Genomic DNA, 13,703 nt, shown 5'->3' with positions numbered 1-13,703 from the left:
TTGGAAAAAATCATCGTCCGCGGCGGTCAAAAGCTAAACGGCACAGTTAAAGTTGAAGGAGCAAAAAATGCCGTTTTACCTGTTATCGCTGCATCTTTGTTAGCAAGTGAAGAAAAAAGCGTAATTTGTGATGTACCTACGCTCTCCGATGTATATACAATTAATGAAGTGTTGCGTCATTTAGGAGCAGATGTGCATTTTGAAAATAATGAAGTCACTGTGAATGCTTCATACGCTTTACAAACTGAAGCACCTTTTGAATATGTGCGTAAAATGAGAGCATCTGTGCTTGTCATGGGTCCGCTGCTTGCGCGTACAGGTCATTCAAGAGTAGCGCTGCCCGGCGGATGCGCGATTGGTTCAAGACCGATAGATCAGCATCTAAAAGGCTTTGAAGCAATGGGCGCTAAAATCAAAGTAGGCAATGGCTTTATTGAAGCTGAAGTAGAAGGCCGTCTGCAAGGCGCAAAAATCTATCTTGATTTCCCAAGTGTGGGAGCGACAGAAAACTTGATTATGGCAGCCGCTTTAGCCAAAGGAACTACAACGCTGGAAAACGTGGCAAAAGAGCCTGAAATCGTTGACTTAGCGAACTACATCAACGCCATGGGCGGCAAAATCCGCGGGGCTGGCACCGGCACCATCAAAATTGAAGGGGTCGACAAGCTTCACGGCGTGAAACATCATATTATTCCTGATCGTATTGAAGCCGGAACCTTTATGGTTGCAGCTGCAATCACAGAAGGAAATGTTTTGGTAAAAGGAGCAGTTCCTGAGCACCTTACTTCTTTAATTGCAAAAATGGAAGAGATGGGTGTAAAAATACAGGATGAAGGAGAAGGCCTGCGTGTTATCGGTCCGGCTAAGCTGAAACCGATTGATATTAAGACAATGCCTCACCCTGGATTCCCGACGGATATGCAGTCGCAAATGATGGCGCTGCTGCTTCGTGCCAACGGAACAAGCATGATTACGGAAACTGTTTTTGAAAACCGTTTTATGCATGCTGAAGAATTCCGCCGTATGAATGGTGATATTAAAATTGAAGGACGTTCTGTAATTATTAACGGTCCTGTTCAGCTTCAAGGAGCTGAAGTTGCCGCTACTGACTTGCGTGCGGGTGCAGCTTTGATTCTTGCGGGGTTAGTGGCTGAAGGCCATACTCGTGTAACTGAACTGAAACATTTGGATCGCGGCTATGTGAACTTCCACCAAAAGCTTGCAGGTATTGGAGCGGATATCGAACGTGTAACGGACGAATCAGCCGCTGAACAAGAAAGCCAAGAAGCAGTATCGGACTTAAATGCATAAATGATTAGGGTCAGTATGTCAGCAGTGGCATACTGGCTTTTTTATTCTTTTATAAAATGAGTTTATTATCATCATTATGCACAAATGCTGAAAAAAGAATACGTGAAAACTATAAAAACAAATAAAAGTTCATGTCCAAAAGGAGAGTCATATTAGCTTGTCCCTGCCCATAAGATGAAGTAGAGTCGAATCTCAAGCAGGAGGCCGCTAAATATGAAACCTTTCGTAATCACACTATCCGGACTATGTGTATTGATTCTCTTAATCCCTACGCTCCTTGTCATACCGTTTCAAAATGAAAGAGGGGCAGCGGTATCAGAAGAAGTCAAACAACCAACAGCAGGCTCACAGAGGGAGTCAAAAGGAGCGGAAACATTGAAAAAGTCACCGGTTTCTATTCCTGTCTATCGAACGGCGCATCAATCTGTAGAAGATATTCCTCTTGAAGAGTATGTCATCGGAGTTGTCGCCTCGGAAATGCCGATAAAATTTGAAATGGAAGCATTGAAGGCTCAGTCTCTTGCAGCAAGAACTTTTATTGTAAGACTGATGGTTTCAAACTCAGCAGTAAAAGCGCCAAAAGGCTCGCTTGTGGACGATACGCAAATGTTTCAAGTCTATAAAAGCAAGGACGAGCTGAAAAAGCAATGGGGATCAAGCTACACGCAAAACCTGAAGAAAATTACAGAGGCTGTTGCCGGCACGCAAGGCAAGATTTTAACGTACGATGATAAACCGATTGAAGCGTCTTTTTTTTCCACAAGCAACGGTTATACTGAAAATGCTGAGGCTTATTGGACAAGTGCGATCCCTTATTTAAAAAGTGTGAAAAGCTCTTGGGACAAAAAGTCGCCTAAGTATCTTGCCAGCAAAACCTTTACTGTTGCCGAATTTCAGCAAAAGCTTGGCGTTCAGCTAACGGGGCAAAACACGGTGGGGCAGATTACCGAGGAGACCCCGGGGCACCAGGTAGCTTCAGCAGTGATTAATGGCAAGAAGCTGAAGGGAAGAGACATACGGGAGAAGCTCGGCCTCAATTCCGCTGATTTTGAATGGAAGCGGAGCGGAGACAAGATTACCGTGACAACCAAAGGCTTCGGGCACGGAGTCGGCATGAGCCAGTATGGCGCCAATTACATGGCTAAAGAAGGAAAGACGGCCGATGAAATTGTAAAGTACTATTATCAGGGTACGGCTATTTCTGAAGCTGACGGGTTTTTAAATAAGTATATGGCTAAGAAATAAAGACGCTTGCTTCAAGCGTCTTTTTTTTATATGGGAAAAATCATATCCGCTGCGGCTTGATAAAGATTTACAGGGCCTTCGGCTATTCTATGGCAGACATATAACATGCCGTATGTGAGATAAATCTTTGAGCTGATTTCTTTTTGCATAAGATGAATGAAAGAACCTGCCGAACTGCTGTTGCTTTAAAGTGGAAAAGACATCCACATACCGTGTATTTTTCTGATCGAGCGTCGAGGGACTCATATAACGAAAGCCTAAAGGCGGACAAACTCGTTTTTTAGCCCTTTCATTAGGCGGAAATCACTAATAGAAGCGCCCATATCTATGTGAAAGTAAACAGCGGGAATGGGGAAGCCCGCCCTATTTATTTCTGTGTGTATGTCGATTACGATTAGGTTGTTGTGTTCAACGTTGAACGCCTTCACAGAATGAAAGATGATAAGGAGCATAGATATGAAAAAAAGATTTTCTCTACTAATGATGGTCGGTTTGGTTTTATCAGTAGCTTCACCTGCTTTCGCTGCAGAACAAAAAGTGCCGGCTGCAAAACCGGATACAAATGTGGCAGTCTTACTTGATGCGAGCGGCAGCATGGCGAAAAGAATAGATGGCGTATCAAAATTTAATTTGGCGAAAAAGGAAATTTTTCAGTTTGCCAAATCTCTTCCGACAGACTCTCAAGTGAAAATGAGTGTATTTGGATCAGAAGGAAACAATAAAAACTCTGGAAAAGTCCAATCATGTGAAGCCATTCGCAACGTATACGGCTTTCAAGGTTTTGACGAGCAAAGCTTCCGTAATTCTCTCAACACAATCGGGCCGACTGGCTGGACACCGATTGCAAAAGCGTTGAACGAGGCGAAGTCTTCTTTCGATCAGCTTGATAAAAAAGGCGAGAATGTTGTCTATCTTTTAACAGATGGTGAAGAAACTTGCGGAGGCAATCCTATTAAAACAGCAAAAGAACTTCATAAGCATAATATTACTGTCAATGTGATCGGATTTGACTTTAAGGAAGGCTACAAAGGGCAGCTTAACGCCATTGCAAAAGTGGGCGGCGGAGAGTACTTCCCGGCATCCAGCCAAAGTGACATTAAGCAAATTTTCAAGGCGGAATCTATTAAATTAGCGAAATAAGCAAAATGGGAGCCGAAAAAGGCTCCTTTTTTCAGGGGTTTTTAACAAAATATTCAAAAACAAAAAACCGGCGACCTGTATTATAGAATCAGTTTAACGCTGACTTGACAGCACATAAACGTAAAAAGCATCAATCTTGTCATTTCCTGTCTATACTTTTTAGGTTGAAACGTCCAAAAAACAGCTCTATCAATACGTTTTTGAAATTAGATATGAACATACATAAGAGGCAGCTAGCCCTATATCTTTTTACTTTTTCGTATTCTAGCATAAAGGAGAATCCAAAATGTTTTTGGATACAAAATATGAAAAAGAAAGGAAGATGCGTGATGAAAAAAATGTTAACTGCTGGAATTGTAGGCCTTTTGACAGTCTCACTGGCTTCTCCGTCGTTTGCGGCTGAGAAGAAAACCCCTGACACAAATGTAGCCGTTTTATTTGATGGAAGCGGAAGCATGGTCCAAAAAACAGGAGGAGAACGCAAAATAGACGTTGCCAAAAAATCGGTGAAGTCTTTTGCGGAATTGCTGCCTGAAAATACAAATCTGATGCTTCGCGTCTTTGGCCATGAAGGTAACAATAAGCTGTCAGGCAAGGCTCTTTCATGCAGCACAACGGAAACCATTTACGGATTGCATCCTTATGAAGGCTCGCTATTTAATAATGCCCTCAGCCAAATCAATCCTACAGGATGGACGCCGATTGCAAAAGCGCTTTCTGATACGAGAGAAGAATTTCAAAAAGTGAACGCTGAAGGGAAAAATGTCGTTTACCTAATCACTGACGGTGAAGAAACATGCGGCGGAGATCCGGCGAAAGAAATTGAAAAGCTTCGTGAAGCGAATGTGGACACGATCGTGAACATTATCGGCTTCAACTTTGACGTAAAAGGAAATCAAGAAATGAAACAAGCGGCCGTTGCGGGCGGCGGAGAATATATCTCAGCTAAAAACGCAGAAGAATTCGAACAGGCTTGGGAAAACGAAGCTCAAAAATTCACAGAAGAATAAAGGTAAAAAAGGCGCCGTGGCGGCGCTTTTTTTCATAGATAATGAAGGTTTTCAGACATTGTTTTAAAAAGGGTCTGCGGGGGAATGATAGGACAAAAAGGGGATGACAGTATGGGATTATTAAAACCGATAGGACTTATTCTTATTCTCGCCACCGTGGCATTTGTATTACTCGGTATCTTTTTAAAACTTGCGGCATTTCTTTTCGTCAGCGTTCTGACTCTGATAGCCGCAGTTATTTTATTCACAATGATCAGCAAAAACCGCCATAAACAAACGTAAAGAGTCCTTTTAGGGGGCTCTTTTTTCTTTGGATTGGACATTCGACAAAATGGAATGAGTGTGAAAAAATATAGAGGAAGGATCATGTGGAGGGGAAGAAGTTGAAAGATAGGGTAACAGCGGTCAGGGAGATTATGCATTATGAAAATGGGGAAATGAAAAGGCGGACGGATCAAATGGTCACGGAGTATCCATTAACTGTGATGCTCAACGGCCGTGAATTTGTCACGCTGGTCTGCACGCCGGATCATGTAAAGGAACTTGTTATCGGATTTTTGGCGTCAGAAGGGGTCATCCGATTTGAAAAAGAGATTAAACGGTTTACAATAGATGAAAGTCTCGGATTTGCATATGTTGATCTCACTCATCCGGAGACGTTAGAGCAAAAGGACTATACGAAGCGGGTGATTGGCTCATGCTGCGGGAAAGGGCGACATTTTTACTTTCAGCAGGATGTCAAAACGGCGAAAACGGCGGTCAGCCAAATCAAAATATCTCCGGAGGCATGTTTGGCTTTAATGAAGGAAATGCAAAGCGGAAGCGGAACCTTCCAGGAGACAGGCGGCGTCCATAATGCCGCGCTTTGTGATACGGATCAGCTGCTATTGATGCGTACGGATATCGGAAGGCACAATGCGCTTGATAAATTATACGGCCATTGCTTACTAAATGGAATGTCCGTCCGTGACAAGCTTATTGTGTTCAGCGGCAGAATATCATCAGAAGTATTATTGAAAGCCGCCAAAATCGGCGTATCCATTGTGATTTCCAAATCCGCTCCGACTGAACTCGCGCTGCAAATGGCGGAAGAACTAAACATCACGGCGATTGGGTTTGTCCGAAACGGATCGTTTAATGTATATACTCATCCTGAGCGAGTCGGGATATAGAAAGGGGTTTGGCTAATGATTACAGAAACGCGCCAGGTGTTAGACAAAAGAGACAGGCCGCTCAGAGATCTTCGTATTTCTGTCACCGACCGCTGCAACTTCAGATGCACGTACTGTATGCCTGCTGAATTGTTTGGACCGGATTATCCGTTTTTAAAAAAAGAGGAGCTGCTTTCCTTTGAAGAATTGGAGCGGCTTGCGAAGCTGTTTGTCAGCCGGTTCGGGGTGGAAAAAATCCGCCTAACCGGAGGAGAGCCCCTCATGAGAAAGGATATGCCGGAACTCATCAAAAAACTTGCGCGGATTCCAGGGGTCCGGGATATTGCCATGACAACAAACGGCTCGCTGCTTCCGGTCTATGCGGAAAAGCTGAAAAACGCGGGACTGCACAGAGTCACCGTCAGCCTCGATTCTTTAGAGGACGAGCGTTTCAAAGCGATTAACGGCCGCGGTGTCTCGGTCAGCAAGGTGCTTGAAGGCATAGAGGCGGCGAAACAGGCCGGTCTGGGCATTAAGGTGAATATGGTCGTCCAAAAAGGCGTGAATGAAAAGGATATTCTGCCGATGGCCCGCTATTTTAAAGAAAAGGGCCACATCCTTCGGTTTATTGAATTTATGGATGTCGGCAATACGAACCAATGGAACAAAAAAGACGTTATCACGAAGGCTGAACTTATTGATATCATTCAACAAAACATGCCCGTGGAACCGATCGAAGCCAATTACACGGGAGAAGTCGCTTCAAGATTCCGTTATCTCGACGGTTCAGGCGAGATAGGCGTGATTTCATCTGTGTCAGACGCGTTCTGCGCTTCCTGTAACCGGGCGCGGCTGTCCGCAAGAGGAGAGTTGTTTACATGCTTATTTGCGGCAAGCGGCTACGATATCCGGGAGCTAGTGCGAAACGGCTTGTCTGATCAAGAGCTGACGGATGCGATCGGTTCTGTATGGAGAAATCGAACTGATCAATATTCAATCGACCGCACGCTTTCAAAGCCGAACGGCAAAAAGAAAGTGGAAATGTCTTATATCGGCGGTTAAAAAAACACGTGCATCATGAGAAAAAAGCTTACCGGCAATCCGTCAGCGGACATTGCCGGCAAGCTTTTTTATTTAACAATGGGAAATGAATAAACTGCATCAAGCAGAAAAACAGGAGACACACCGAAATCTATAGATAAAGTAGGGCTGATTCACCGAATATGTGAGGATCACATGATTCTAAAGCCATACAATATGATAAAATAGTACTAACAGAAAATAGAAAAGGTTGTGAAAGGGGCATGGCCACAAAAGAGATTCCGTCGTCTCAAGTAGGAGTGAAAATCAATAAGTGGTATAAGGATATATTAACATTCAATGTGGCAGATGCCATCAGACTGAAGGAAGAGATCGATCAGGATATACAGAACATGGAGGAAGATCAGCTTTTATTGCTTTATTATCAGTTGATCAGCTATCGCCATCAAATCATGCTGGATTATGTAGAGCCGGACTTAAGTGAGGAATCTGAGGGCCAATACTGTGAACTGCTGAAAACAATAGAAAGCAGGTCAGACGGCATTTCAGGTTTGTCCGAATACTACTTTAATTTGTTCAGGGGAATGTACGAATTTGAGCAGAATAATTACGTATCGGCCATATCCTTTTATCGGAAAGCGGAAAAGCTGCTTGCGTATGTAGAGGATGAAATTGAAAGAGCGGAATTCCATTTTAAAGTGGCAGAAGTTTTTTATATGATGAAACAGACGCACTTCTCTATGAATCATGCCATTCAGGCGCTCGAAACCTATCAATCCAACGAGTTCTACAGAGTGCGGAGAATTCAATGCCATTTTGTCATTTCAGGCAACTACATCGATTATAAAAAACATGAAAAAGCGCTGGAACACTTAGATGATGCTTTGCGTCTGGCGCAATTGGAAGGACAGCCTCGTTTGATCGGCTCCGCACTTTTCAATATCGGCAATTGTTATTTTGACAAAGAAGAGCTTGACCGCTCTGCCGAATATTTTAAAAAGGCGCTTCCTGTGTTTGAAGAAAACCAGCTGGAGCAGTTTCCTAAGTTATTATTCAGCTTGACGCACGTCCTCTTTAAGAAAAAAGACACTCCAAATGCGATGCTATATTATGAAAAAGGAGTTGCCATTGCACAGCAAAGAAACGACCGGTTCAGCTTGGAGAAATATAAATTTTTGCAAGCGTTATACATAGAATCGGTAAATCATGATATGCTCCAAAATGTGTTTGACTATATGGAAGATAAATTATTGTACGTGTATATAGAAGAATTTGCGTTGGAGGCGGCAAAATACCACAGCCAGCGTAACAACTATAAAGAAGCGATGCTATTTTATGAAAAAGCCGTCAGCACCAGAGTGCAAATCCAAAAGGGAGAATGTTTGTATGAAGTGTAACCGGCATCTGAATCAGCATAGACTTTGGCAAACCATCTGAATCCAGATGGTTATTTTTTTTGGGCGCATCGGGACGTTTAAATTTGGGGGGAACAGGAATAAAACCGCTAAAAGCAGTATTTCAAATCAATGTATGCTAAAGGATGTGACGCTGCGGTTTCTGTTTTCGATTCAAGCATGAAATGGCGGAAGCTGTGTGCGGCCGATTCTCATAGGATAGTTGGGCAAGGAGGAATTTCATGTTTGGTTTTAATGATATTTGGAAGTTTTTTTGGTCTTTCTTGATTGTTCTGCCGCTTGTTTCTGTCACTCATGTTGCGGGGCACAGCTTTATGGCATTTATTTTTGGCGGCAAAGCGTCTTTGGATATTGGCATGGGAAAGAAATTATTTAAAATAGGGCCGATTCGGGTACGGCGTATCTATTTTGTAGACTCTTTCTGCCAATTTGGAAACCTCAAAATAGATAATCGCTTCTCGAACGCGCTCGTGTACGGAGGGGGCTGTCTATTTAATTTCATCTCAATTTTCACGGTCAACTTGCTCATCTTAAACAGTGTATTGGAGCCGAATATGTTTTTTTATCAATTTGTCTACTTTTCCACCTATTATATATTTTTCGCTCTGCTGCCGGTCAGGTATTCAGAAAAAAAACTGTCTGACGGGCTGGCTATCTATAAGGTCCTCCGTTACGGAGAACGATATGAAATACACAATTAACATTGAAATGTTTAGTTCAGATAGGAAGGGGAACATAACAAGTACACAAATAAAAGATAGGAGATGAAAAACATGAGTAAAGACAACGGTTTAAAAGATAAAGTAAAAGGCGGAGCAAACAAAGCCAAAGGTGAAATGAAGGACAAAGTCGGCGACATGACAAACAAAGCAGACATGCAGGCTGAAGGGAAAAAGGATAAAGCCAAAGGCAGCATTCAAAAAGGCGTCGGTGAGACAAAGGATAAACTCAGCGAAGATAAGTAAACGATTAGACTGGAAACTTAGGTTTCCAGTCTTTTTTATGCATTTCAACAAGTGGTAGTAAATGTAACAAAAATTATTGTTCATTTGGTTAATATATCTAAATTTTTTAAAAATTCATTGAATTGTCGTCTTTGTCGTATATAATAGTTACATCATTTTATAACATAGGCAGCATCCAGGTTGGCCCGAGGCGGATCGCAGCTGTTTGAAGGAGAAACGGGATCGGCAAATTTACTTTGCTGAAAACGATTATGGGCCTGTCCCCCCGCCAGACATGGAAAGATCCGCTTTAATCAAACGTTTGTTCAACATTGAAAACAGAAAAAAGGGCAAAAGCAGGAATCGCGTATATTCCCCTCTTTAACCGTTCGGTACAACCTCTTATTAGGAGAAGAACCTCTGTCAAGAAAAGACCGGACGGAACAGGTAAGGGAAGACATTTTTCAATATTTTCTGTTTTGAAAGAGATGATTGATCGGAAAGGCGGCGATTTAAGCGGAGGGCAGTAACCGCAGCTTGTAATTGCGAGAGCGCTGATAGGCAGCCCGAAAATGATTTTAGTTGATGAACCAAGGAAGGAATCAGGTGCAGCGAAGACACGGCGAAGCGCTTTGAGCGCCATCTTATCGTATGAGTCAGGTTCCGCGAAAGGAAGATGATGCCCTGTCTGCATGGTTCCGGAGATTCATTCCTGCGACAGCCGCTTTATAAATAATCAATAAGGAGGACAACAGATGAAATTAACACCGGTTGAACAAGAGAAATTGCTCATTTTTGCAGCGGGAGAGCTGGCAAAACAGCGGAAGGCGCGAGGGGTGCTGCTGAATTATCCTGAAGCGGCCGCGTATTTGACCTGTTATATCATGGAAGGCGCGCGTGACGGCAGAGGAGTGGCAGAGCTGATGGAAGCCGGCCGGCATGTGTTAACGGAAAAAGACGTCATGGAAGGCGTGCCGGACATGCTTGAGAGCATTCAAGTGGAAGCAACATTCCCGGACGGCGTAAAACTTGTCACTGTGCATCAGCCGATTGCTGCGGAGGTGAAGTCATGAAGCCGGGTGCTTTTCAGATTGCAGAAGGAACCATCACCATTAATGAAGGGCGGGATACACAAGAGCTGTTAGTGAAAAATAACGGATCACGTTCGATTCAGGTCGGTTCACATTTTCACTTTGCCGAAGCAAACGGGACCTTGTCGTTTAACCGGGAACAAGCCATCGGCATGCGCCTTGATATCCCTTCAGGAACGTCGGTCCGAATAGAGCCGGGGGAAGAAAAAACCGTCACCCTCGTTTCGATTGGCGGACGAAAAGCGGTGCGAGGCCTAAACGGAATGGCTGATACGTATATGGATGAAAGAGGAAAGGAAAAAACCTTATCAAACCTTAATAAAGCCGGCTGGCTGGAGGGGGTTATCCGATGAAAATGACACGCAGGCAATACGCTGAGCTGTTCGGTCCGACAACGGGGGATAAAATAAGACTCGGAGATACGGATTTATGGATAGAAGTAGAAAAAGATTTCACCATTTACGGGGAAGAAATGGTTTTCGGCGGCGGAAAAACGATTCGTGACGGAATGGGGCAAAACGGCCGGATAACGGCAAAAGACGGCGCTCTTGATTTGGTCATTACAAACGTTGTCGTCTTGGATTATACCGGCATTGTCAAAGCGGATGTCGGTATAAAGGACGGACGTATTGTAGGCGTTGGAAAAAGCGGCAACCCTGATATCATGGACGGTGTCGATCCCCATATGATCATTGGAGCCGGCACCGAAGTCATTTCAGGTGAAGGAAAGATTTTAACGGCCGGAGGGGTCGATACTCATATTCACTTTATTTGTCCGCAGCAAATGGAAGTCGCCCTATCTTCAGGTGTGACAACACTTCTCGGGGGCGGAACAGGTCCGGCAACGGGCAGCAAGGCGACAACCTGTACCTCCGGAGCCTGGTATATGGCGCGTATGCTGGAAGCCGCTGAGGAATTTCCGATTAATGTCGGGTTTTTAGGAAAAGGGAATGCTTCCAGCAAAGCGCCGCTTATCGAGCAAATTGAAGCGGGTGCTATCGGCCTGAAGCTTCATGAAGACTGGGGCACGACGCCGAGCGCCATCAAAACCTGCATGGAGGTGGTCGAGGACGCCGATATTCAGGTGGCGATTCATACTGACACGATTAACGAAGCAGGTTTCTTAGAAAACACACTTGAGGCGATCGGGGACCGTGTCATTCATACATACCATATTGAAGGGGCGGGAGGAGGACACGCCCCTGATATTATGAAACTCGCTTCCTATGCGAATATTCTTCCGTCATCCACCACACCGACCATACCTTACACGGTCAATACGATGGATGAGCATCTGGATATGATGATGGTTTGTCATCATTTAGACGCCAAAGTGCCTGAGGATGTGGCATTCAGCCATTCGAGAATAAGAGCCGCCACAATTGCCGCGGAAGATATTCTGCACGATATCGGCGCGATCAGTATGACGTCCTCCGATTCACAAGCGATGGGACGGATCGGTGAAGTCATTATCCGGACATGGCAGGTAGCGGATAAAATGAAAAAACAGCGCGGGGCCCTAGCCGGAGAAAACGGCAATGACAACGTCCGCGCCAAACGTTATATTGCGAAATACACAGTAAATCCGGCGATTACCCACGGCCTCAGCCATGAAGTCGGGTCAGTCGAAAAAGGAAAGCTAGCCGACCTTGTGCTTTGGGACCCGGTATTCTTCGGAGTAAAGCCTGAATTAGTCTTAAAGGGCGGCATGATCGCCCGCGCGCAAATGGGCGATCCGAACGCGTCCATTCCGACTCCGGAGCCAGTGTTTATGCGCCGGATGTACGCTTCTTACGGAAAAGCCAACCGCTCCACGTCCATTACTTTTATGTCTCAAGCAGGGATTGATAAAGGAGTGCCGGAAAGCCTCGGTTTAGAAAAAATGATTTCTCCGGTTCGAAACATTCGTAAGCTGAGCAAGATGGACATGAAGCTCAATGCCGCTATGCCTAAAATCGAAGTCGATCCGAAAACCTATCAAGTGTTCGCTGACGGAGAAGAGCTGTCATGCCAGCCTGTCGATTATGTTCCGCTCGGGCAAAGATATTTCTTATTTTAATCACAGCGAACGGCCGGACTCTCTTCGGCCGTCTTTTTTGATTTCTAAAAACGTTGCACGTTTGGCTGTCTTTTGGTGTATATTATATGTTGACAAACGAATTAAATGTAACTACAATGGTTACAACGGTGGTGAAAAAACATGATTAACAGCCGTCTTGCCGTTGCCATCCATATTTTATCCATTATTTCTGTGGATGAAAAAGCATCTTCAGAGATCATTGCAGATAGTGTGAATACCAATCCGGTTGTTGTCCGAAGAATGATCAGCCTGCTGAAAAAAGCTGATATTCTCACATCGCGCGCAGGCGTGCCCGGGGCCAGCCTCAAGAAGGACCCGGCAGACATTTCCCTATTGGAAGTGTATCGCGCCGTTCAGAAACAGGAAGAATTATTTGCGGTTCATGATAATCCGAATCCAAAATGCCCAGTCGGCAAAAGGATTCAATGCGCATTAGATGAAACCTTTGAAAGCGTGCAAAAAGCAATGGAGGATGAACTGGCAAGCAAGTCATTAAATGATGTAATGAATCATCTCTTTTTATAAAGGGATGACTTCACACCGCTAACGTGTAACTTATTTTGTTACAATTTAATTTATAGGAGGAATCAGTTATGAAAATTGGAATTATCGGAGCAAGCGGAAAAGCAGGAAGCCTTATTTTAAAAGAAGCGAAAGACCGGGGCCATGACGTAACGGCAATTGTAAGAAACGCATCAAAGGTGAAAGAACAAGGAATCGCTGTATTGGAAAAAGACGTGTTCGATTTAACGGCTGCTGATATAAAGCCATTTGACGTCATTGTGAATGCTTTCGGTGCAGCGCCGGGGCAGGAGCACCTTCATGTGGATGCAGGAAAAGCGTTAATCAGCATAAGTAAAGACGCTCAAGATACAAGATTATTTGTCGTTGGAGGCGCGGGAAGCCTTTTTGTGGATGAAGCTAAAACAACACGTCTGATTGACACACCGGAATTCCCGAAAGAATATGTTCCGACAGCCGCTAACCAAGGAAAAAATCTGGAAGATCTCCAAAACACAGATTCTATTTCCTGGACATTCTTCAGCCCGGCAGCGATATTTGACGCTGAAGGAAAACGCACAGGATCATATAAAAAAGGGAAAGACCATTTGATCGTGAACTCAAAAGGTGACAGCTACATCAGCTATGCCGACTATGCGATTGCCGTTCTTGATGAGCTTGAACATCCTTCCCATCAAAACGAGCGCTTCACAGCAGTAGGAGAAGCGGAATAAAGAAAAAAACCGGACACGGCTTCAAGCCGCGATCCGGTTT

The 13,703-nt window shown here is 44.3% G+C and carries 15 protein-coding genes; all 15 read left to right on the top strand.

What is annotated here, in order from left to right:
- The 15 genes from murA to AAHT65_RS04175 all read left to right on the top strand — a co-directional run bounded on the left by murA (position 1) and on the right by AAHT65_RS04175 (position 13,663).
- On the top strand, positions 1 to 1,311 hold the full coding sequence (gene murA / locus AAHT65_RS04250) for a UDP-N-acetylglucosamine 1-carboxyvinyltransferase (RefSeq protein WP_003326563.1): 1,311 nt from the start codon (positions 1 to 3) through the stop codon (positions 1,309 to 1,311).
- Positions 1,312 to 1,524: 213 nt separating this feature from the next.
- Positions 1,525 to 2,556 (top strand): stage II sporulation protein D, encoded by a 1,032-nt coding sequence (gene spoIID / locus AAHT65_RS04245; RefSeq protein ID WP_063638142.1) that lies wholly within the window; start codon positions 1,525 to 1,527, stop codon positions 2,554 to 2,556.
- Between the two features lie 456 nt (positions 2,557 to 3,012).
- Positions 3,013 to 3,696, top strand: coding sequence for a vWA domain-containing protein (locus AAHT65_RS04235; RefSeq protein ID WP_003326566.1), 684 nt, complete (start codon positions 3,013 to 3,015; stop codon positions 3,694 to 3,696).
- 329 nt (positions 3,697 to 4,025) lie between these two features.
- Positions 4,026 to 4,706: a vWA domain-containing protein gene (locus AAHT65_RS04230; protein WP_061570917.1), complete on the top strand. Its 681-nt coding sequence runs from the start codon at positions 4,026 to 4,028 to the stop codon at positions 4,704 to 4,706.
- A gap of 111 nt (positions 4,707 to 4,817) precedes the next feature.
- On the top strand, positions 4,818 to 4,988 hold the full coding sequence (locus AAHT65_RS04225; protein WP_003326568.1) for a hypothetical protein: 171 nt from the start codon (positions 4,818 to 4,820) through the stop codon (positions 4,986 to 4,988).
- A 101-nt stretch (positions 4,989 to 5,089) separates the two neighbouring features.
- Complete coding sequence (gene fdhD, locus AAHT65_RS04220; RefSeq protein ID WP_061669104.1) at positions 5,090 to 5,878, top strand: formate dehydrogenase accessory sulfurtransferase FdhD; 789 nt, start codon at positions 5,090 to 5,092, stop codon at positions 5,876 to 5,878.
- Positions 5,879 to 5,893: 15 nt separating this feature from the next.
- Entirely contained in the window at positions 5,894 to 6,919 is a 1,026-nt protein-coding gene (moaA, locus tag AAHT65_RS04215; protein ID WP_094232907.1) for a GTP 3',8-cyclase MoaA, read from the top strand.
- 242 nt (positions 6,920 to 7,161) lie between these two features.
- A complete protein-coding gene (locus AAHT65_RS04210) occupies positions 7,162 to 8,295 on the top strand; it encodes a tetratricopeptide repeat protein (RefSeq protein WP_343311023.1) in 1,134 nt (377 codons plus the stop codon).
- A gap of 239 nt (positions 8,296 to 8,534) precedes the next feature.
- Positions 8,535 to 9,014 (top strand): hypothetical protein, encoded by a 480-nt coding sequence (locus tag AAHT65_RS04205; RefSeq protein ID WP_094232906.1) that lies wholly within the window; start codon positions 8,535 to 8,537, stop codon positions 9,012 to 9,014.
- Between the two features lie 72 nt (positions 9,015 to 9,086).
- Complete coding sequence (locus AAHT65_RS04200) at positions 9,087 to 9,278, top strand: CsbD family protein (protein ID WP_003326574.1); 192 nt, start codon at positions 9,087 to 9,089, stop codon at positions 9,276 to 9,278.
- Positions 9,279 to 10,012: 734 nt separating this feature from the next.
- Positions 10,013 to 10,330, top strand: a complete 318-nt coding sequence (gene ureA, locus AAHT65_RS04195) for an urease subunit gamma (protein WP_010790192.1) — start codon at positions 10,013 to 10,015, stop codon at positions 10,328 to 10,330.
- Entirely contained in the window at positions 10,327 to 10,701 is a 375-nt protein-coding gene (ureB, locus tag AAHT65_RS04190; protein ID WP_094232904.1) for an urease subunit beta, read from the top strand. Before ureA ends, ureB begins: the two co-directional genes overlap by 4 nt.
- Complete coding sequence (gene ureC, locus AAHT65_RS04185; RefSeq protein WP_094232903.1) at positions 10,698 to 12,407, top strand: urease subunit alpha; 1,710 nt, start codon at positions 10,698 to 10,700, stop codon at positions 12,405 to 12,407. The genes ureB and ureC overlap by 4 nt, the downstream gene beginning before the upstream one ends.
- 141 nt (positions 12,408 to 12,548) lie before the next feature.
- On the top strand, positions 12,549 to 12,953 hold the full coding sequence (locus tag AAHT65_RS04180) for an Rrf2 family transcriptional regulator (protein ID WP_010790190.1): 405 nt from the start codon (positions 12,549 to 12,551) through the stop codon (positions 12,951 to 12,953).
- Positions 12,954 to 13,021: 68 nt separating this feature from the next.
- Positions 13,022 to 13,663, top strand: a complete 642-nt coding sequence (locus AAHT65_RS04175) for an NAD(P)-dependent oxidoreductase (RefSeq protein ID WP_003326578.1) — start codon at positions 13,022 to 13,024, stop codon at positions 13,661 to 13,663.
- Positions 13,664 to 13,703 lie beyond the last annotated feature (40 nt).

It is taken from the genome of Bacillus atrophaeus (assembly GCF_039519175.1).
In the GTDB taxonomy this organism is placed as follows: Bacteria; Bacillota; Bacilli; order Bacillales; family Bacillaceae; genus Bacillus; species Bacillus atrophaeus.
The sequence above is the reverse complement of the archived record's forward strand: the minus strand, read 5'-3'. Positions and strand labels throughout refer to the sequence as shown.

Coding starts and splice junctions, on each gene's coding strand:
- spoIID (WP_063638142.1), top strand. CDS start 1,525: ATGAAACCTTTCGTAATCACACTATCCGGACTATGTGTATTGATTCTC.
- AAHT65_RS04235 (WP_003326566.1), top strand. CDS start 3,013: ATGAAAAAAAGATTTTCTCTACTAATGATGGTCGGTTTGGTTTTATCA.
- AAHT65_RS04230 (WP_061570917.1), top strand. CDS start 4,026: ATGAAAAAAATGTTAACTGCTGGAATTGTAGGCCTTTTGACAGTCTCA.
- AAHT65_RS04225 (WP_003326568.1), top strand. CDS start 4,818: ATGGGATTATTAAAACCGATAGGACTTATTCTTATTCTCGCCACCGTG.
- moaA (WP_094232907.1), top strand. CDS start 5,894: ATGATTACAGAAACGCGCCAGGTGTTAGACAAAAGAGACAGGCCGCTC.
- AAHT65_RS04210 (WP_343311023.1), top strand. CDS start 7,162: ATGGCCACAAAAGAGATTCCGTCGTCTCAAGTAGGAGTGAAAATCAAT.
- AAHT65_RS04205 (WP_094232906.1), top strand. CDS start 8,535: ATGTTTGGTTTTAATGATATTTGGAAGTTTTTTTGGTCTTTCTTGATT.
- AAHT65_RS04200 (WP_003326574.1), top strand. CDS start 9,087: ATGAGTAAAGACAACGGTTTAAAAGATAAAGTAAAAGGCGGAGCAAAC.
- ureA (WP_010790192.1), top strand. CDS start 10,013: ATGAAATTAACACCGGTTGAACAAGAGAAATTGCTCATTTTTGCAGCG.
- ureB (WP_094232904.1), top strand. CDS start 10,327: ATGAAGCCGGGTGCTTTTCAGATTGCAGAAGGAACCATCACCATTAAT.
- ureC (WP_094232903.1), top strand. CDS start 10,698: ATGAAAATGACACGCAGGCAATACGCTGAGCTGTTCGGTCCGACAACG.
- AAHT65_RS04180 (WP_010790190.1), top strand. CDS start 12,549: ATGATTAACAGCCGTCTTGCCGTTGCCATCCATATTTTATCCATTATT.
- AAHT65_RS04175 (WP_003326578.1), top strand. CDS start 13,022: ATGAAAATTGGAATTATCGGAGCAAGCGGAAAAGCAGGAAGCCTTATT.